Below are 19,675 nucleotides of genomic sequence, written 5' to 3' on the forward strand. Positions count from 1 at the left end.
AACTTTCAACCCGATGAAAAAAGTATTCGCCCTGCTCGTGGGCATCAACGATTACGATCGCGTCGGTAAACTGCACGGTTGCCTGAACGATGTAAAAGCTGTACGCAACTACCTGGAACACGGAGCGGATTTCGATGTCGAGATCAAAGAACTCACCGACCAGGCTGCCACCCGCGCAGGCGTGGCCGACGGGTTTCAGACTTTTCTGAGTCAAGCGGGCCAGGACGACACGGTACTTTTTTATTACTCGGGTCACGGCACGCAGGAGCGGGCCGCTTCGCTTTGGGACGAAACCGATGGCGCATTGGAATGCCTGGTGTGCTACGACGGCGGAGCCGGAAGTACGCCCGATTTTCTGCTTACCGACAAGGAGCTTCGTTACCTGATCCACGAACTTTCCCAAAGTACCCAGGCGCACATCGTCACGATTTTCGACTGCTGTCACTCGGGCGATAACACCCGCAACGCGGCGTTGGTCGGCGCGAGCTACGACGAAACACGGGAGCGGCGCGTCACCGACAAGGCGGGCCGCGCTTTCCCACAACGAATGTGGAGTCAGTTCTTATTCAGTGACACTATTCAGGAAGCTGACGTACGAAACAGAAAGCCGGCCGAATTTCTGCCGCAGGGTACCCACGTACAGATGGCCGCGTGTGAATCCAGTCAGGTGGCGTTGGAAGTGGCGCGCGAGGGCGTTTTTACCAAAACATTACTCAAAACCCTAACCGACTGCGGCGGTAACATTACCTACAACACGCTGCGCAGCCGTATCCGGCAGTACATGAGGGCTGGCTTCGAGCAAACTCCCCGAATTTATATGCCGCTCGACGCCGAAAATCTTTTGCGTCGGGGCTTCCTGAATCAAACCGTCGACCCACAGAAGATGATTTGTGAGGCAACGCGGAATAAGCAGGAAGGCTGGCAACTGAACGTCGGCGCCATTCATGGGATGAAAGCCGATTCGCAGGTTACGCTATTCGACCCCAGAAACCGGGAGAAAACGCATGCCGCCAAAGTACGCAAAGGAGGTGTTTTTGTGGACTACACGCTGCTGGATGTCGCCGGACTGGATACGAGTGCGATGTACAAAGCTGAAGTCGAGGGTTTGATGACACAGGAGCTAGTCCTGGAATTGAAAAACTACGACGGGAACCCCAGAGAAGTCGGCCAGCTTACCAAAGAGCTGGAAGCGAACGCCAGCGGTGGCTTTGCTTTCGGCGGAGAGCAAGAAGCTGTCGAAACTGAGAAAGACAACGGCCAGTCTCAGCCCGCCGACTACACTTTCCACGTCCGCAGCGGCGAGGTGTACCTGACGAAGCCCGGCGACCCGTACCGTCCGCTGATTCGTCCGGTACTTTATTTGGAGGACGAAGAGCATACTGCAATCCTCGGAACGCTGCGGCATGTGTCGCGCTGGCATTTCATCAAAAATTTGCAAAACGAGGACCTGCCCGAGAGCTTCCCGGCCCAGCCACTGAAAATAGAACTGAGTCGCGTGATGGCGGATGGTACTTCTACGTCCGTGCCCTTGGCTAACGACACCGCAGAACTGGACTACGAAAAATCAGGTAGAAGTTGGAAAGGTACTTTGCAGGTTAAAATCACCAACACCACTGCGCAGGATTTATACGCCTGCGCGGCCTACCTCAGCAAAGAATTTCAATGTTTCCTTGATTTCCTGCCCCAGCGGGTGCAATTGCTCGAAGCCGGAAAATCTCTTTTTCTCGGTCCGAACGGAAAAGACCGTATCGCCCTCAAGCTGGGTAAAGTGGAACAGGAATACAACTGGCCGCAGGTAGTTGAAGCCTTTAAATTCATTGTCAGTACGGTTGAGTTCGACGCCGAAGCGCTCACGCTGGACGCACTACCCGGCCCACTTACTACCGACGATCTTGAAAAAAGCCGGGGAGGGAAAGCGAAAGGGTTGGTTACGGAAGAAGACGAGCCGCTCGAATTTTCCGGCTGGTTGACCCAGACTTTGCATTTGGTCTTCAAGAATCCTGTTTACAACCGGATTCCGGCCAAAACCTTGGAAGCTCTGCTTGAATGGGACGAAACTACCTACTTCGCCGCCGGGCTGTTCTGCAAGGTCGAGTTGGACGAAACGGGTCAGCCGACAGTCTGGAAATTAAAGAAAGGCCTAGTCGTACCCGAGGACGAAAAAGGGCTTTTCGATGATATCAAACTGCGGCTGGGCAACTGGATCGAAACGCGCCAACGCCGCAAGCGGTACCGCAACCTCAAAAAAGACCCCAACCGCCTGCGCATCGTGGCCGAGGGCGATTCGTGGTTCCAGTACCCGATCATTTTGCAGGATACCCTCGACCAGCTTTACAAGTGCTACGCCATCCGCAGCTTCGCCGAGGCGGGCGATACGCTGGAAAACTACCTCAAAAAGAAAGAGTACCTCGATGCCATCGAGGAGGAGGATGTCAGGTTCTTCCTCGTCAGTGGCGGCGGCAACGATGTGCTGGGCGATCAGTTTCAGTATTTTCTCCGCGAAACCCCCGATAATACTGATGACACGCCCCGCAAGTACTTGAATCAGAAAATGTTTGATCAGCTCGACAAACTGGATGCGCTATACACGCAGATGTTCAACGAACTTTTCGCCCGCTATCCCGACCTGCATATTCTGGTCCATTGTTACGACTACCTCATTCCGGTGGATACGGACATTCCAGCTAACAAAAAGAAATCGAGCTGGACCGGAAAGCACATGATCAAAAAAGGGATCGTGCCGCAGGAAGAGCGCGAGAAACTGATTCGCTACATTGTGGACGAATTTGCCGGAAGGCTGACCGCCCTCGCACAAAAAAGCGAATTTAAAGACCGTGTGACCTTTGTGGACACGCGAGGCCTGGTGGATCGCCAGAGCTGGTTTGATGAAATTCATCCCACCAATGCGGGATATCAGATCGTAGCGGACAAGTTTATTGGTGCGATAGAACGCATCAAGAGTCAAAAAAAAAAGTCCATCAATGATTTGTTAATTGACGCCGGTTCACTTTCGCGCAATGAGTTGCTGGAATTTCTGCGGTACAATCAGCCGACGGAAGCGGGGAAGATCGTGCTCGGAGAATACTTTTTTGAGGTACAGGAAATCAAGCAGGCACTGCAGGAAAAGGAACCGGTAATGTTTGAGGCAGGACAGGACGGAGCAGGAACCGCAGACGCTGGGGAGCTCCAGAAAATGGTGTTTTGGCCCATGCGAGCCGAAGCGCAGATGGCAGGAGCGGAGGAATCTGAGCCTGCAGAAGCCCCGCCGATGCACGCTGAGCCCTCTCCCCGCCCAATAGTGATAGATTTGGAAGCTGTGGAGTTTCATCAGGAGGCCCCCTCCGTTTTCCGGGCAGGTCAGCTGGACTATGACATCCCGGACGTCATGCAGCAAAACCAACCCGTCGTCTGCGTTATCCGCATCGGTGGTGCCGAACTGGCTCTGGAAGATATAAAAATCAGTGCTGAAAGTACCCATGCCAGCATCAAAATCACGGACGAGATGAGCGTCAGGCTGGTGGATATATCTAACGGCTTAAATTTCAGCATCGCTCCCATTAGTACCGAACGACAGGCAATCAGTAAAGGTGATTTTACCGAATGGAAAATCAGCGTCACTGCCCTGAAAGCGGGTACTTTTCCGCTTTTTCTGCGGGTGTCGGCTCATTTTGATGGCAAGACCGACGATATGGAGGTTCTCGAAAAATCTGTACGTGTCAATGGCGACCCGAACGTTTCGATCCAGGAGATTGCCCGACAGATCAAGAAAAAAATCATTTTCATGGCAGCCGATTCCAAGTCGGGACTGCTGCTGGGGCGCGAGTCGAACAAAATCCGGGAAGAACTACTGATGTCCTCACTTCGTGATGAATTCCTGTACACTACGTTGTTTGAGGTAACAGGCTTCGATTTTTCACGGACGTTGCTGCGCGAAAAGCCGACGATCGTTCACTTTTCGGGTCATGGCTCATCGGAAGGAATATATCTGGTCAATGAGCACGAAGTACCCCAGCTGGCCCCCACGAAGGCGCTCAAAAAGCTGTTTGGGGTGATGGGAAAGGTACTGAAAATTGAATGTGTGATCCTGAACGCCTGCTTCTCCCAAACTCAGGCCGATGAGGTAGCCAAAAGTATTCCGGTGGTCGTGGGTACCCGATCCAAGATAGGCGACGACGAAGCCATTAATTTCTCCATCGGCTTCTATCAGGGGTTAGGGGCAGGGCTGACTTACGAAGACGCCTACGAGCTGGGCCGTGTGCAGGTTAGCTTCAATACTGACGACGACGAGGCCGAAGATATTTTGACTTTATTAAAGAAGAGTGTTTAAACTGTGCCAGACTATGAAATATTCCCCCGTCGTACTGTCCTACTTCTCGCAAAGCGGAGGGCCCGATCAGGAATATTTACGATTTCTGGAAGACGAATATAAGTCCATTGGCAAGGCATGGGAACAGTACCAGATTCAGGAGGGCTCGAGCAGGTACTTTGAGGTAGAGTTTCCGCCGCGCGGCAGCGCCGATGGCGACGAAGTAGCTGAGGACATCCGTAACTACAAGCACCGCATCCTGATTTTTCATTTCAGCGGTCACGCCGATAGTGAGCAGCTCCTCTTCAGGGATGGGTCGAGCCACGCCCGGGGGCTGGCGGGCTTGCTGGGCGAAGCCCAAAACTTAAAACTGGTATTCCTGAATGGCTGCGCTACCTACGATCAGGTGAAATTGCTTTTTGAAAACAATATCAAAATCGTGATCGCGACGCGTGGGAAAGTGAACGACGGCATCGCCCGCGAATTTTCCGAAACATTCTATAAAGCGCTTTCCGACACGGAATATACCATACGATCGGCCTTTGAGCACGCCCTGAACGAATTGAGAAGAAAGTACCCTGCCTTTAATTCTGTCCCGGCCGAGCCTGTCGTCTGGCGGGGATTGGTGACCGAGTCCGAAGAAGACAGTGACCGCTGGGAATTGTACGTCAATGAAAAGTACCAGCAGGAAATAGACCGCCGGGAGTGGTGGAAAATACGACTGGCCAGTCCGACCCGAAAGGACCTGCTGGCGGGACGATCATTCTGGGATCAGGCCATGAATTTTCTCGTCCTGATCCTTTGCCTGCTCGGGATCACCATCGTGGTTTATGCCGTGTTTTTTATGCAGGATCATATGCTGGCGCTCGTGGGGCTGGCGGCCGCATTTTTGGCTTACTTCGGCTTCAAGAATAAGCAGCGTTACAAAACCGTGGAATTGAACTCGATACTGGCCGATGAGGAAGTGATCCGAAGAATGAGACTTTTTGCCTAAATCCGACATGATAGAAAATCCTGATTATTCTGATGAAGTGAAGGGGAGGCTTCTGCACGAGCTTGCTTCCATGAAAAAGCAGAGCGTTTTCTCCCTCTTGTTTGCAATTATTTGCGTGGTCGTTATGGTCTTTTTGTTTTATAAATTGAGGGAAAGCAACCGGGAACTGACCAGGGCTAAGGAGAAACTAGCCCGGCAAAATGACCTACTGGAAGACCAGAAGGTCGTGCTTACCAACTTTAAAAATGAACTGGACGCGTGGCGGATGTCATTGCTGGAGGTCGATTCGATCCCCATCCAATTGGAGCCGGAGGTAGTTATGATGCCCGGCGAAGCGGCAATGCCAGCCGGAGCAGAACCTGTGCTGGAGCGGCCTACTATGCCTGTCCAGTCTAACAAGCCGCGAGTCAGAAGCCCCCAAACCAGCGGTCCGGTTCAATCGGAGGATAATGATCCCTGGGTGCAGGGTTCCCTGCCACAGGCAGTTCAGCAACCTTCCGAGCCGATGGTAGCGCAGCAGGCCCAGACTCAGCACTACGAATTGAAGAAGCAGGGGAGCGCTTCCCGGAGTATCTGCTTTGGATATATCATTTACATTCAGGATGCGAAGGCGCGGGAAGCGTCGAAGGAGTTGCAGAAAATGCTGAAAGAGAAAGGGGCAATTGTCCCCGCTATCCAATCCAGGAATCTTCCCCGTAGTTTCAGGACTTCCATCAAGTACTTTCACCAGGAAGATGAAAGAGCGGCTCAATGGGTTAGCAAAATACTGCGGGGTATTCTGAAAGAAAGAGGAGTCAACGTCAGGACAACAGACATCCCCGTCACCTATGTTTCCAACGCCAAGGTGTCGTTAGGGCAGTTGGAGGTCTGGGTTGGAAACTGAATGCGCTTGATGTCTGATAGTCACTGTAAAACGGGCAAATCCTTTCTGCACAGCCTCTTCCTGAAATCAAAAGCAAAAAACATGGGGGATAGCCATCGCTTTTCCGTAACTTTGCGGCCTGAATTTTCGTTAGGGGTAAAAAACGATACTTACAAGCCGCTTCAATGGATCAATACATAGAAATTTTAATTATGGCCGGGCAACTCATTTTGGGGTTGTCTATCTTAGTGGGATTGCACGAATTAGGCCACTTGCTTACTGCCAAAATGTTCGGGATGCGGGTCGAGAAGTACTTCATTGGTTTTCCGCCCAAAGTATGGAGTATTCAACGCGGCGAGACAGAGTACGGAATAGGCGCAATTCCATTGGGAGGGTTCGTGAAAATCTCCGGAATGATTGACGAATCGCTGGATACCAAGCAGATGGATCAGGCACCTGAACCATGGGAATTCCGGGCCAAGCCCGCCTGGCAGCGGCTCATCGTAATGTTGGGTGGTATCATCGTCAATGTCGTGGTGGGTATCATCATCTTTATCGCTCTGGCTTACCAGAACGGTGACTCCTATCTCTCCAAGGAAGAAGTGAACCGCTACGGTATCGTGGCTGGGCCGCTGGCCCAGGAAATAGGCCTGCGCACGGGTGATAAGATCATAGCCTACAACGGTAAAGACTTCACCAACTTCGACATGGCTGTCGGTTCCGAGGTGATGTTGGGCAACAACAGCTATTACACCGTAGAGCGTAACGGACAGCAAATTGACGTGGATGTTCCGAACGGGCTTATCGAGAAACTGTCGGAACCAGAACAGCGGGGTACTTTCATCCGCCCTATCGAGCCCTTCACCGTCGGGGAAATCGTGCCGGAAACACCCGCCGATGAGGCCGGTTTGAAAGCCGGAGACCGCATCGTCGGTATAAATGGCCAACCCATCCAGTACTTTCACCAATTGCAGGATGCTCTGGATACGGTCAAAGGGAAAACGGCTTCTCTGGCGGTGCAACGCGGCGGAACAAATCTGACCCTTCCTGTGGAGGTTATGGAAGACGGCACGATCGGCTTTCGGGCCAAAAGCGGACTTGACTACACGATTGTAAAATATTCCTTCCCCGAAGCCGTAGCTGCCGGGACGCAGGAAGCATTCGGCGTGGTGTACAACAATATCAAAGGCTTCGGCAAAATATTCCGCGGCGAGGTATCCGCCTCCAAAGCGCTCAACGGCCCTATCGGCATCGCCCGCATGTTTGGTGGTGTCTGGGATTGGGGCCGCTTCTGGTTCCTGACGGGCTTGCTGTCAATGATTCTGGCTTTCATGAATGCCCTGCCGATTCCGGCCCTGGACGGTGGCCACTCCGTGATCCTGTTGTACGAAATTGTGTCGGGTCGCAAACCCTCGGATGCTTTTCTGGAAAACGCGCAGAAAGTGGGTATGGTGTTGCTGCTGGGAATCATGGCCTTCGCCATTTTTAATGACGTCTGGAAAGCAGTTTTTTAATTAGTGGACAATGCCAGGTGTTCACGGTATATGGAACCAGCTCCTGCTCTTGATCTATTGGGAGCACACTTTCCACCCAATAAGTATTGAGAATTTTGGCTAGGAGAAAACCACAAATTATCCACTGTCTTTTTTTCATTACCCACTTGATCATGGTGGTGCTGCTGACCGCGGCTCGACCTAAGCACGAGTATCATATCAGCGTGACGAAAATCAACTATAATTCGTCCCAGAAAACGTTGGAGATAAGCATAAGAGCATTCACGGATGACCTTGAAAAGGGACTTTCGCAGGCCAACGGAAACCGTCGGATTTTGCTGCGGAATGGAGACGAGAACAATCCGCTTGTGGATAAGTACCTGCGCAAACATTTCGCTCTTGCGGACCCAGAACGGAAGCTGCGGACTTTTAGTTACATTGGCAAAGAAGAAGAAGCCGACGCTACCTGGCTATATTTGGAAGTACCGTTCCAAGGCGATCCCGATGGCTGGGTAATGAAGAATGAACTGCTTATGGAGGCCTTTGACGATCAGGTCAATATGGTTAACGCAAAATGGGGCGATGACCGAAAGACGTATTTATTCAAGAAGGGGAAGTCCGTTCAGGCTTTGTAAAAACATGTGTTTTGAAAATAGCTGTAACCGTTCGTCCTGACAAGGGGATGTCTGGCATACCTATTTTCAACTGTTTACCTCCCCTCAGATTTTTATTTTTTTGTACATTGGGAAAAGAATATCTGCCACTCTGGCAGAATGCCTATGAATTTTGAAAACTCAGATCTATACAGTCAATTGTTGGTGAACGACTCCGACCTCGACAGCCTGGAAATAGTACCCATCGGTGGCCCCGACGGTCCCGAAGAACCCCTTGATTTGCCCGACGAATTGCCTATTATGCCCATTCGGCATACGGTGTTGTTTCCCGGCATGGTGATTCCCGTAACGGTGGTCCGTCAGAAAGCCATCCGGTTGGTGAAGAAAATCTACCGCAATACCGACATCAATCAGCGTATCATGGGGGCTGTGACGCAGGCCAAGCCTCAAAAGGAGGATCCGGGTGCCGCTGACCTCTACAAAATCGGCACGGTGGCTCATATCCTGAAAATGATCACGTTGCCCGACGGCAACGTCACCATTATCGTGCAGGGGCGTCAGCGTTTTCAGATCAAGGAAATCGTTCGCGAAGATCCATATATCACGGCCCGCATCGAGAGCATCAACGATTCTTTTGCCTCGCCAAAGCGCAAGGAGTCCAAAGCGTTGCTGAATTCGTTGCGTGATGGAGCGCACCGCATTATGCGTCTTAATCCTGAAATTCCGCAGGAAGCCCGTATCGCGCTCGACAATATCGAAAGCCCGGTTTTCCTGATTCACTTCCTGTCGTCCAATATTAATGTGGACGTAGCCGACAAGCAGAAATTGCTTGAAGAAAAGAACGGGCACAAACAGGCCACGCTCCTGCTTCAGTACATGATGAAGGAGATCGAGATGCTGGAATTGAAGCGTGAGATTCAGTCGAAGGCCAGTTCGGACATCGACCAGCAACAGCGCGATTATTTTCTGCGTCAGCAGATCAAAGTCCTCAACGACGAGCTCGGTATCGACAGCCCCGAGCGCGAAATGGACGATCTCCGGATTAAAGCGCTGGACAAAAAATGGTCGAAGGAAGTTCAGCAACACTTTGATCGCGAGGTCAACAAATTGCAGCGCCTCAATCCGATGGCTCCTGAGTACCCCGTGACGCTAAATTACCTCGAAACTTTAGTGGAGCTGCCCTGGGAAGAATACACCAAAGATAACTTCGACCTTGTGCGGGCGCAGAAGATACTCGATTCCGAGCACTTCGGCCTTGAAAAGGTTAAGGAGCGTATCGTAGAGTACCTGGCGGTTTTGAAGTTGAAAAATAACATGAAGGCTCCGATTCTTTGCCTGTACGGCCCTCCGGGCGTCGGTAAGACGTCCTTAGGGAAATCGGTGGCCAAGGCCCTTAACCGCAAGTATATCCGCATGGCCCTCGGTGGTGTCCACGACGAGGCCGAAATTCGCGGTCACCGCAAGACTTACATCGGCGCCATGCCGGGGAAGGTGATTCAGCTCATCAAGCGGGCGGGCTCATCCAATCCCGTGTTCATTCTGGACGAGATCGATAAGGTCAGTTCCGATTTCCGGGGCGACCCGGCCTCCGCTCTGCTGGAAGTGCTGGACCCTGAGCAAAACGCTTCCTTTACCGATAACTTTATGGAGGTCGAATACGATCTCTCCAAGGTACTTTTCATTGCTACAGCCAACTCTCTCGAAACCATCAACCCCGCTCTGCGCGACCGTATGGAAATCATCGAGATGACAGGATATACGATGGAGGAGAAGCTGCAAATAGCCAAAAAGTACCTCGTCCCCAAGCAACGCAAGGAAAACGGCCTGAAGGGGACCAATGTTAAAGTTGACGACAGAGCCCTGCAAAAAGTCATTGAGGGCTACACCCGTGAGTCGGGCGTGCGGAATCTGGAGCAGAAAGTTGGAACACTCATGCGAAAGGTCGCCAAATCCATCGCGATGGAACAGGAGTACTCCAAAACTGTGAAGGAGGAGCAGGTCGAAAAAATGCTGGGCGCGGAGATTTTTGATAAGGATCTATACCAGGACAATGACATCGCGGGTGTTGTCACGGGCTTGGCCTGGACATCAGTGGGCGGCGAAATCCTGTTCATCGAAACCAGCCTTAGCCGGGGTAAAGGCGTGCTTACGCTGTCGGGCCAGCTCGGCGACGTCATGAAGGAATCCGCTGTCACGGCCCTCTCGTACCTGAAAGCCCACGCTGAGCGGCTGGGTATCGATTACCGCGTGTTCAATCATTACGATTTGCACGTCCACGTTCCTGCCGGAGCAGTGCCTAAGGATGGCCCATCGGCGGGAATTACCATGTTGACCTCTATGGCTTCCATCTTTACCCAGCGCCGGGTGAAGTCGTTCGTGGCGATGACGGGCGAAATTACGCTTCGCGGCAAGGTACTGCCGGTTGGAGGCATCAAGGAGAAGATCCTGGCGGCCCGCCGGGCGGGTGTGAAGGAGATTATCCTTTGCGTAAAAAATAAGAAGGATGTGAACGAAGTCCAAGCCGACTATATCAAGGATATGTCGTTTCATTATGTCGACACGGTGGATGAGGTACTGGCTGCCGCACTGCTTCCCGAAATCGTCTCACGCCCGATCAAATTTGTTTTTCCTGAGGAAAATAAGGAAAGGTCGGGAGGAGATGGAATCCAGGCTCCGGTAGTAGTCTTGTAGGACTATTTTTACCTGGCACTATTTTTTAGAAAAGTATACTCAGATTTTTTGGAGTTCCTGAAAACAGGAACTCCTTTTTTACACCAAACCATTCTGTATTTTGAAAAAGTCGGTGAAAATAATCATGGGTATCGTCGTGCTGCTGATAATTGCGCGGCTGGTGTTACCATACTTTGTCTTAAAATATGTGAACAAAACGCTGGCTGACCTTGACGGGTACACAGGCCATGTGAATGACGTAGATATCGCGCTCTATCGGGGTGCTTATCAGATAGATAGTCTCAATATCCGTAAGGTGAACGGTAAGATTGAGGAGCCGTTCATCTCCATTCCAAAAATGGATCTCTCCGTAGAATGGAAATCACTGTTCAAGGGCAAACTTGTAGCAGAAGTGGTCTGTACCCGGCCGGAGATCAACTTTGCATTCAGCGAAGACGAGAATGCCAGCCAAACGGGCGTGGAAACCGACTGGACCCAGGTTATTAAGGATCTTTTGCCGATCAACATCAACCGCTTCACAGTTGTGGATGGCACGATTAACCTCACCAACGTTGTCTCGCAGCCCAGCACCGACCTGTCGATGCACAATTTTGATCTTGAAATTGCCAATATCCGGAATGTAGTAGTTAGCGATAACAAGTTCCCCTCTCCGGTAAAGGCCTCCGGCGACCTTCCTGGCTATGACGGTACGCTGACCTTCGACGCCGACATGCAGTTGCTGAAAAAAATGCCGGATTTTAATTACAACCTCAAACTCAGTAATCTGCAACTTGTCAAGCTCAACGAACTTTCCAAACGCTATGGAGGGATTGATTTTGAGAAGGGGTCGCTCGATCTGGTGAGTGAGATGGAGGTGGTGGACGGCAAATTACAAGGCTATCTCAAGCCCCTGACGCACGATATGCAGATCTTTGAATGGAATGAGGGAGACAACCGCACCATCACGCAGTTCGTAAAGGAATTAATAGCGGAAGGTGGCAACAAAGTACTGGAAAATAAAGTAAAAGATCAGGTGGCTACCCGCATTCCGCTTGAAGGAACCATCAATGATGTCAAAACGGGTATCTGGCCTACTATTATCGGTGTTCTGCGGAATGGTTATGTGAGCGCCCTTACCGATACCTTCGATAATACCCTTAGTGTAAAAGAAGCGTGGCAGCTCTACCGGGAAGACCGCCGCAAGCAGCGCCAGGAGCGCAGGGAGGAGCGTAAAGAAAACCGCGAGGAAAAGAAGGCGGAGAGAAAGAAGTAATAAGATTGTATTTCAAAAACCATTTCCAGTTGCCGGGCGTTTTGAAAGCATATATGGAAAAAGACACAACGTATTTTCTTCATAAGTTTTCAGGCGAGGCAGGACGCAGCGGGGAATTTAGGTCGCAGGGGACTACCCGCCAAGAATCTGCTACAAGACCATCGGCAATTGGCAACAAAGGCATATGGGCGGCGGCTATCGTTCTGACGTTATGGTTTGGGTCGCTGGCCTTGCTGCTCAACTACCCGCTATCGTTCCGAGATCCACTTGTGTACCTATTTGTTTTGGTGCAGATGCATCTTTACACGGGTGTATTCATTACCGCCCATGATGCCATACACGGCGTGGTGGCTCCCGATCGTCCCCAACTCAACCGCGCTGTAGGCTGGCTATCGGCGACGCTATTCGCCTTCAACAACTACGGAACGCTCTCCCGTAAGCATCATCTGCACCATAAGCATTCGGGCACGTTCGACGATCCTGACTTTCATGAGGGGAATCCCAACTTTTTTGCGTGGTATTTCAGTTTTTTGAAGGAATATATTTCCTGGAAGCAGATTCTATTTATGGCAGTAAGCTACAACCTGCTGAAACTGGCCTTCCCTTGGGAAAATCTGGTAGTTTTCTGGATGATCCCTGCCATATTGAGCACTTTCCAGTTATTTTTCTTTGGCACCTACCTGCCGCACCGGGGCGAACACCATAACCCGCCCCACAACGCTCGCAGTCAAACGCTCAATCACATCTGGGCCTTTGCGACCTGCTATTTCTTTGGTTATCACTTCGAGCATCACGCTTACCCTTATCTGCCGTGGTGGCGGTTGCCCAAAGCGCGGGAGGCGACGGCCCAGACTTTGTAGCGTGAGTATTACCTCCGACGCTTAGGCGTTTTGCCATATTTGGCTTTGTATGCCTTAATAAAGTGCGAAACGCTTTCGTAGCCGATTTCTGCACTAATCTCCGAGACGTTCATTTCCGTGGTACGTAGTAAAAAATCTGCGTGTTCCAGCCGCTGTTGCTTGATCCAGAAAGCAGGGGAAGTGTCGAATTCTTCCTGAAAATCCCGTTTGAAAGCCGACAGGCTGCGGCCTGATAGCCGCGCTAGCTCGATCAACGTGAGGGGTTTGAGCGAATAGCTAGTCATCAAAAAACGGAGATCGGCCTTCTGCCCTTGGTGGATGCTTAGGAGAACGGATTGCAGCTTGCCCGAACGATCTATTTCTAACAAATGCAATAGCAGTTCCTGAAATTTCAGTCGTAGAAAGTGGGTTTTCAGATTGCTTTGCGACCGGAAATAGGGTAGTACTGAGGCAATAAACCGGGCGAAATTTTCGGATGAATGCAAATGCAGAATCGGAGCTTGCAATGGGGCGGCTTCTCGCGCCGCCCTTCCTTCGAACAACTCACCGTGCAATCCGACGAATTCTTTCAAAAGATTTTCATCAAAGAAAAAAACCAGGCTCTTGTATTCTTCATGAATGGACTCCGACATGAGGTAAAAACCCCGCTGAACGAAAAGAATGTCGCCTTTCTCAACCCGAACCTCCTGTGTGGTACTACTGAATTTCTTCTCGCCCTCCAACACCACAATCACCGCGTGTTCTTCAAAAAACACCTCGTAGCGCGACGGATACACCTCGTTGCGGTAAGCCACAAAAGTCATGTCCTGAATTTTCAGGGACTCAAATTCCTGGCTGCTGATGTCGGAGGGAACTCGGAGCAAAATAATGAAGCACTAGGTTATAGAATATATGACTACATAAATTATTAAGAGAAAAAGAAAAATGATTAAAGATTTCTTAAAAATATTATCCATTTCATTGTTAAGTCTTGAGCTATCATTCCTTTCACCCCCTGTGCTATTGGGGGTAGATTTTCTGCCTCTAATAATTTCCTTCTCAATATCCTCATAAGCCTGATTGAAAATTTGTACTGATTTCTTTTCAGACTTGCCAATGTGGGTATTTATGGCAGAAAGCGTCACGCTAATAGCTTTGGCACTACGCAGTCCCGAAATTTTGATGCGCTTTTTCCCTTTCGCTGGGACAATTCCGATTTTTTCGATTTGTATAGAATCTGCGTTAAAAACATTCCACGAGAACTCTACTTCGTCACCATCGTAAATCTTTGAAGGAGAAGCGATAAAGAGTTCTATCGTAGGAAAAAAATTAGTGTGATTTGTCGGAGTGGAATTATTGGAAGTACTTGACTGACTAAATCTTTTCTTAAAATCTCGGTCATAATTTGTTCGCCGCTCGGGACGCGATAATGTATCGTAGGCTTCGTGAATTTCTTTAAAGCGTTCTTCGAAAAAACTATCGCCGCCGTTTTTATCGGGATGAAACTTGGTAGATAGTTTTCGGTAAGCTGTTTTGATTTCGTCCGAAGAAGCTTGGGGCGTGATACCTAAAATATAGTAGTAGTCTTTCATCGGTGATGAAATTAGAAGTCAATTTTATGGTTTTTTGATGTTGTGCTTCTCCAAAGCTATGTGTGTAACGCCAATGAAAAAACTATCCACTATCTATTCTCAACTATCCACTATTTTAAACCAAATACTGAAACAAATCCGGTTGGTCGTTGAGGTACTCGTACATGACACGGCCTTCTTCCATGCGCCGGAGCAACGGGATCAGGTCATCGCGGCGTTGTAGTTCCAGTCCCACCAGGGCAGGGCCCTGCTCACGGTTGGTTTTCTTGGTGTACTCGAAGCGCGTGATATCCACGTCGGAGCCCAGCACCTCCACAAAATCACGGAAAGCGCCCGCCCGCTGCGGAAAGCGGATGATGAAATAGTGTTTCAGACCTTCATACAACAGCGAACGCTCCTTGATTTCCTCCGTGCGGGTAATGTCGTTGTTTCCACCGCCGATAAGGACGACCACGTTTTTGCCTTGGATTTCTTCCTTGATAAAATCCAGCGCCGCCACCGTTAGAGCCCCGGCGGGTTCGGCGACGATAGCCTCCTCGTTGTAAAGTTGCAGGATGGTGGAACACACTTTACCCTCCGGCACTAAAATGATTTGATCCAGATTGTCCCGGCAGATTTGAAAGGTAGTTTCCCCGGCGCGGCGCACGGCGGCTCCGTCCACAAACTTGTCGATCTTTTCGAGCGTGATGACATGGCCCTCGGCGATGGCCCGTTGCATGGTGGGAGAGCCAAGGGGTTCCACACCGATGAGCTTGGTTTTGGGCGAAAGTTGCTTGAAAACCGTGGACACGCCCGAGGCCAGCCCGCCGCCGCCGATGGCCATCAATAGATAATCGATCTTGAAATCGGCATCTTTAAATATTTCTAGACCCACCGTCCCCTGACCTTCCATGACCAGAACGTCGTCGAATGGGTGCACAAAGGTTGCCTCATGCGTGGCCTGGTATTCCTTCGCAGCGTGGTAGGCATCATCGTAAGTATCGCCCACCAGCTGGATCGTGACCCACTCCTTGCCAAACATCCTTACTTGTTTCACCTTCTGCGCGGGCGTAGTCGTAGGCATAAAGATGACGCCCTGCACACCCATCTTGCGGCAGGCGTAGGCCACTCCCTGGGCGTGATTGCCCGCGCTGGCGCAGACGACGCCATTCGCAAGTACCTCAGGCGAAAGGTTTACCATTTTGTTATACGCGCCCCGAATCTTGTACGAGCGCACAATCTGCAAATCCTCCCGCTTCAAATAAATATTGGCCCCAAACTGCTCCGACAAATGCAGATTTTGCATGAGGGGCGTATGGGTAGCGACGCCCCGCAGCCGCTCGGCCGCCAGGAAAATGGCGTCGAGTGTGGGTAGTTGAGAAGTCGTATCGTCGGGCGTGTCTTTCATAAAATTAACTGGAAAATGCTCCGGCGAAATTACGGATTTCATTTCTTGTAAAAAGAAAAACCCGCGAGGAACGCTCGCAGGTTTTTCTTTTAATGTCGGAATTAATGAATGTTGGAATGTCGGAATATTACTTTCGCCTGATATTCCGACATCCACTAATTCATAATTATCCTCTTTCCGGACGAAGGCCCCGTACTGTACTTCCGGCCCGCCACATTTCAGAGTCGCGAAGTTCGGCGAGTTCTACTTCCAGCTTTTCACGGTAGTCGGCTTTGGAGTTACGAGTGATGGAGATTTCGGCTTGTTCGCCTGATTTTACCGAATTGTAAAGTTTCTCAAAAACGGGCTTGGTAGCGTCGCGGAAAGGCTTCCACCAGTCCAAAGCGCCGCGTTGAGCAGTGGTGGAGCAGTTGGCGTACATCCAGTCCATGCCGTTTTCGGCTACCAGCGGCATCAGCGATTGCGTGAGTTCTTCCACCGTTTCGTTAAAGGCCTCGGAAGGTGAGTGGCCATTGGCACGAAGTACCTCGTACTGTGCAGCGAAAATACCTTGAATAGCACCCATCAAAGTACCCCGCTCACCTGTGAGGTCAGAGGTTACTTCGCGGTAGAAATCAGTCTCGAACAGGTACCCTGAACCAACGCCAATGCCCATCGCGATGCAGCGCGTCCGGGCGTTGCCCGTAGCGTCCTGGAATACGGCGAAGGAAGAGTTCAAGCCTTTACCTTCCACGAACATCCGGCGCAGTGAAGTACCCGAGCCTTTGGGAGCTACCAGGAATACATCCACGTCGGCAGGGGGTACAATACCCGTTTTGTCTTTATAAGTGATGCCGAAGCCGTGCGAGAAGTACAATGATTTGCCGGGTGTCAGCGCTTTTTTGACAGTTGGCCAAAGTTCGATTTGGGCAGCATCCGAAAGCAGGTAGCAAATAATCGTCCCTTTTTCCAGTGCCTCCTCGATCTCGAACAGCGTTTCACCAGGTACCCAGCCATCTGCTATGGCTTTGTCCCAGGATTTTCCGCCCTTGCGCTGACCCACGATAACGTTGAAACCGTTGTCACGCATGTTCAGGCTTTGGCCGGGGCCTTGAACACCGTAGCCGATTACGGCGATGGTATCGTCGGCGAGTACTTCGCGGGCTTTTTCGAGGGGGAATTCTTCGCGGGTGACTACTTCTTCTTCAACGCCGCCAAAATTTAACTTTGCCATCTTTACTTAATTGAGAATGGATAATTGAAAATTGATAATGAAAAATTTAGTGTAATATCTAATTGTAAGAAAGGTAGTCGTACTTTTCCTCTTCCGGCAGGTACTCTACCAGGCTGCGTGACGACTTGCTGACGGCTACCCGGCCCGAGCGGACAAATTCCAGAATGCCGTGCGGTTTGATGTAGTTGAAGAAGTCGAAAATCTCCTCCTCCGTCCCCGTCTTTTCGATTACCACGTATTCGAGGCCCCAGTACACGACCCAGGCTTTGTAGGTCTTATTGACGGTCTCGATGTCGAGGCGCTTGGCTCCTTCGGGCGTCGGAATTTTGAAAAGGGCGATTTCATTGTAAACTACCTCGTCGTTGAGGTAGCCGAATACCGCCAGCACTTCCACAACTTTCCGAATCTGTCGCACGACTTTTTCGACCGTTTCTCGGGATTCTTCTTTAATCACGATTGTAAAGCGTGAGATCCCCTTACGCTCTGTCTCAGACACGGTAAGACTCTCGATATTGATTCGGCGACGGGTAAATATGATCGTAATCTTATTCAGCAGCCCGAATGTGTTTTCAGTAAAAACACAAATAGTATATGAAGTCATAATCAATTTGGAATTAGAGAATTAGTGAATGTCGGAATACGTATCATTCCATAATTTTGTCAATCACTGATTCGAAATTACCTTAATCTTATCTCTGCCACACTAGCGCCTGAAGCTACCATCGGGAAGACGTTTTCTTCTTTTTCCACGATGACTTCCAGCAGGTAAGGCTTGTCAGACGCCAGCATCTTGTCGAGCGAGTCGCTGAGGTTTTCGCGCTGGTCACAGGTGTGGCCGTCCACACCGAAACCTCTGGCGATGGTGATGAAGTCAGGGTTTTGCAATTCCACGAACGAGTAGCGTTTTTCGAAAAACAGCTGTTGCCACTGTCGCACCATGCCCAGGTAGTTATTATTCAGGATAATTGCTTTCACAGGTAACCCGCTTTGAGCGATTGTTCCCAATTCCTGGATGGTCATCTGGAAACAGCCGTCGCCGATTATTGCGACTACCTCCCGCTCAGGGTCACCAACTTTGGCCCCAAAAGCCGCCGGAAGCGCATAGCCCATCGTTCCCAAGCCACCGGAGGTGATGAAGGAATTGTTTCTCTTGAATTCGTAGTAGCGCGCCGCCACCATCTGGTGCTGGCCCACGTCGGCCACGATTACGGCCTCGCCTTTGGTCTTATCAGAAAGCATCCGTACGACCTCGGCCATTTTAATCTTCTCAGTATTGGCCGAAAGCTCCGGAATCGTAATCGCTTCTTCTTCCTCCGCGTCCAGCTCTTTGAATTTAGCATGCCATTCTTCGTGGCTATTGGGATTGAGGAGCGGGGTGAGCATCCTTAAGGCCTCCTTTGCATCGCCCACCACGGGAGCATGGGCTTTAACTACCTTGTCTACTTCGGCGGGGTCTATCTCGATATGGACAATCTTGGCTTGCTTAGCGTAGCGCGTCACATCGCCCGTCACCCGGTCGTCGAAGCGCAATCCGATGCCGATCAGGACATCGCATTCGTTGGTCAGGCGGTTGGTGCTGTAATTACCGTGCATCCCCAGCCAACCCGCGTACAGCGGATGATTCACGGGGACCGAAGAAAGCCCGAGCAGGGTCGAGGCGCAGGGAATACCGGTTTTCTCAACCAGTTCCAGCAATTCTTTCTCTGCTCCGGCCAGCTTCACACCGTGGCCGAAGAGCAAAAACGGACGCTTGGCCCCGTTGATGAGCGTGGCGGCGGCTTCCACATGTTCGCGTTTGGGAACTAGGCGCGGGTGGTAGCCGGGTAGTTTGTGGCAGAAGTCGTATTTGAACGGTTTCGTCATCATTTCCGACTGGGCGTTCTTGGTAATGTCGATCAGTACCGGACCCGGGCGGCCCGCCCGCGCAACGTAGAAAGCTTTCGCCATCACCTCGGGTACTTCATCGGCGGAGGTTATCTGAAAATTCCACTTGGTGATGGGCATCGTCACACCAATGACGTCTGTCTCCTGAAAGGCATCGGTTCCCAGCAGGTGCTTGGCCACCTGGCCAACGACGCAGACCATTGGCGTGGAGTCGATAATGGCGTCGGCGATGGCAGTAATCAGGTTGGTCGCACCGGGACCCGAAGTGACTAAGCACACACCCACCTTACCAGAAAGTCGGGCATATCCCTCGGCGGCGTGACCTGCCCCTTGCTCATGACGTACGAGAATGTGATTTACATGATCCTGATAGTCATAAATGGCGTCGTAAACAGGCATAATCGCCCCGCCTGGATAGCCAAAGATGGTATCTACTCCCTCAGCCAGCAAAGCCCGAATCACGGCGTGGGAGCCATTCATTAATTCGGTACTTTCATTAAGTACCTGCGGATCTTTTAGAACGGCGGTAGTTGTTTCTTCTCTTGTCA

The 19,675-nt window shown here is 50.9% G+C and carries 14 protein-coding genes; 8 read left to right on the forward strand and 6 right to left on the reverse strand.

The genetic code is table 11. The annotated features are described in order from the left end of the window. Window positions 1-13: 13 nt before the first annotated feature. The 8 genes from IE117_RS01270 (at window position 14) to IE117_RS01305 (ending at window position 13,072) form a co-directional block, all read left to right on the forward strand. The gene (locus IE117_RS01270) at window positions 14-4,327 is read left to right on the forward strand and encodes a caspase family protein (protein ID WP_189562543.1); all 4,314 of its coding nucleotides are present in this window, start codon (window positions 14-16) and stop codon (window positions 4,325-4,327) included. 13 nt (window positions 4,328-4,340) lie between these two features. Beyond that, window positions 4,341-5,300, forward strand: a complete 960-nt coding sequence (locus IE117_RS01275) for a CHAT domain-containing protein (protein ID WP_189562544.1) — start codon at window positions 4,341-4,343, stop codon at window positions 5,298-5,300. 7 nt (window positions 5,301-5,307) lie between these two features. Continuing rightward, window positions 5,308-6,183, forward strand: a complete 876-nt coding sequence (locus IE117_RS01280) for a hypothetical protein (RefSeq protein WP_189562545.1) — start codon at window positions 5,308-5,310, stop codon at window positions 6,181-6,183. A gap of 176 nt (window positions 6,184-6,359) precedes the next feature. Then, complete coding sequence (gene rseP, locus IE117_RS01285) at window positions 6,360-7,676, forward strand: RIP metalloprotease RseP (protein WP_189564182.1); 1,317 nt, start codon at window positions 6,360-6,362, stop codon at window positions 7,674-7,676. A 152-nt stretch (window positions 7,677-7,828) separates the two neighbouring features. After that, window positions 7,829-8,290: a DUF6702 family protein gene (locus IE117_RS01290; protein ID WP_189562546.1), complete on the forward strand. Its 462-nt coding sequence runs from the start codon at window positions 7,829-7,831 to the stop codon at window positions 8,288-8,290. Between the two features lie 138 nt (window positions 8,291-8,428). Continuing rightward, the gene (gene lon / locus IE117_RS01295; protein WP_374757946.1) at window positions 8,429-10,960 is read left to right on the forward strand and encodes an endopeptidase La; all 2,532 of its coding nucleotides are present in this window, start codon (window positions 8,429-8,431) and stop codon (window positions 10,958-10,960) included. 100 nt (window positions 10,961-11,060) lie between these two features. Continuing rightward, window positions 11,061-12,212, forward strand: coding sequence for an AsmA family protein (locus tag IE117_RS01300; protein WP_189562548.1), 1,152 nt, complete (start codon window positions 11,061-11,063; stop codon window positions 12,210-12,212). 53 nt (window positions 12,213-12,265) lie between these two features. Continuing rightward, window positions 12,266-13,072: a fatty acid desaturase gene (locus tag IE117_RS01305; protein WP_189562549.1), complete on the forward strand. Its 807-nt coding sequence runs from the start codon at window positions 12,266-12,268 to the stop codon at window positions 13,070-13,072. An 8-nt stretch (window positions 13,073-13,080) separates the two neighbouring features. Here the strand turns inward: IE117_RS01305 and IE117_RS01310 are convergent, their stop codons facing one another. From IE117_RS01310 to ilvB, 6 genes are all read right to left on the reverse strand, one after another. Continuing rightward, window positions 13,081-13,935 (reverse strand): helix-turn-helix transcriptional regulator, encoded by an 855-nt coding sequence (locus IE117_RS01310; protein ID WP_189562550.1) that lies wholly within the window; start codon window positions 13,933-13,935, stop codon window positions 13,081-13,083. 12 nt (window positions 13,936-13,947) lie between these two features. Further along, window positions 13,948-14,643: a J domain-containing protein gene (locus IE117_RS01315; RefSeq protein WP_189562551.1), complete on the reverse strand. Its 696-nt coding sequence runs from the start codon at window positions 14,641-14,643 to the stop codon at window positions 13,948-13,950. A 115-nt stretch (window positions 14,644-14,758) separates the two neighbouring features. After that, the gene (gene ilvA, locus IE117_RS01320; RefSeq protein ID WP_189564183.1) at window positions 14,759-16,030 is read right to left on the reverse strand and encodes a threonine ammonia-lyase IlvA; all 1,272 of its coding nucleotides are present in this window, start codon (window positions 16,028-16,030) and stop codon (window positions 14,759-14,761) included. Between the two features lie 166 nt (window positions 16,031-16,196). Next, the gene (gene ilvC / locus IE117_RS01325) at window positions 16,197-17,243 is read right to left on the reverse strand and encodes a ketol-acid reductoisomerase (RefSeq protein ID WP_189562552.1); all 1,047 of its coding nucleotides are present in this window, start codon (window positions 17,241-17,243) and stop codon (window positions 16,197-16,199) included. A gap of 58 nt (window positions 17,244-17,301) precedes the next feature. Next, window positions 17,302-17,844 (reverse strand): acetolactate synthase small subunit, encoded by a 543-nt coding sequence (gene ilvN / locus IE117_RS01330; RefSeq protein ID WP_189562553.1) that lies wholly within the window; start codon window positions 17,842-17,844, stop codon window positions 17,302-17,304. A gap of 77 nt (window positions 17,845-17,921) precedes the next feature. Continuing rightward, entirely contained in the window at window positions 17,922-19,607 is a 1,686-nt protein-coding gene (gene ilvB, locus IE117_RS01335) for a biosynthetic-type acetolactate synthase large subunit (RefSeq protein WP_229580621.1), read from the reverse strand. Between the last annotated feature and the right edge of the window lie 68 nt (window positions 19,608-19,675).

Origin of the sequence: Persicitalea jodogahamensis (assembly GCF_014651615.1) — a bacterium.
GTDB classification, from domain to species: Bacteria; Bacteroidota; Bacteroidia; order Cytophagales; family Spirosomataceae; genus Persicitalea; species Persicitalea jodogahamensis.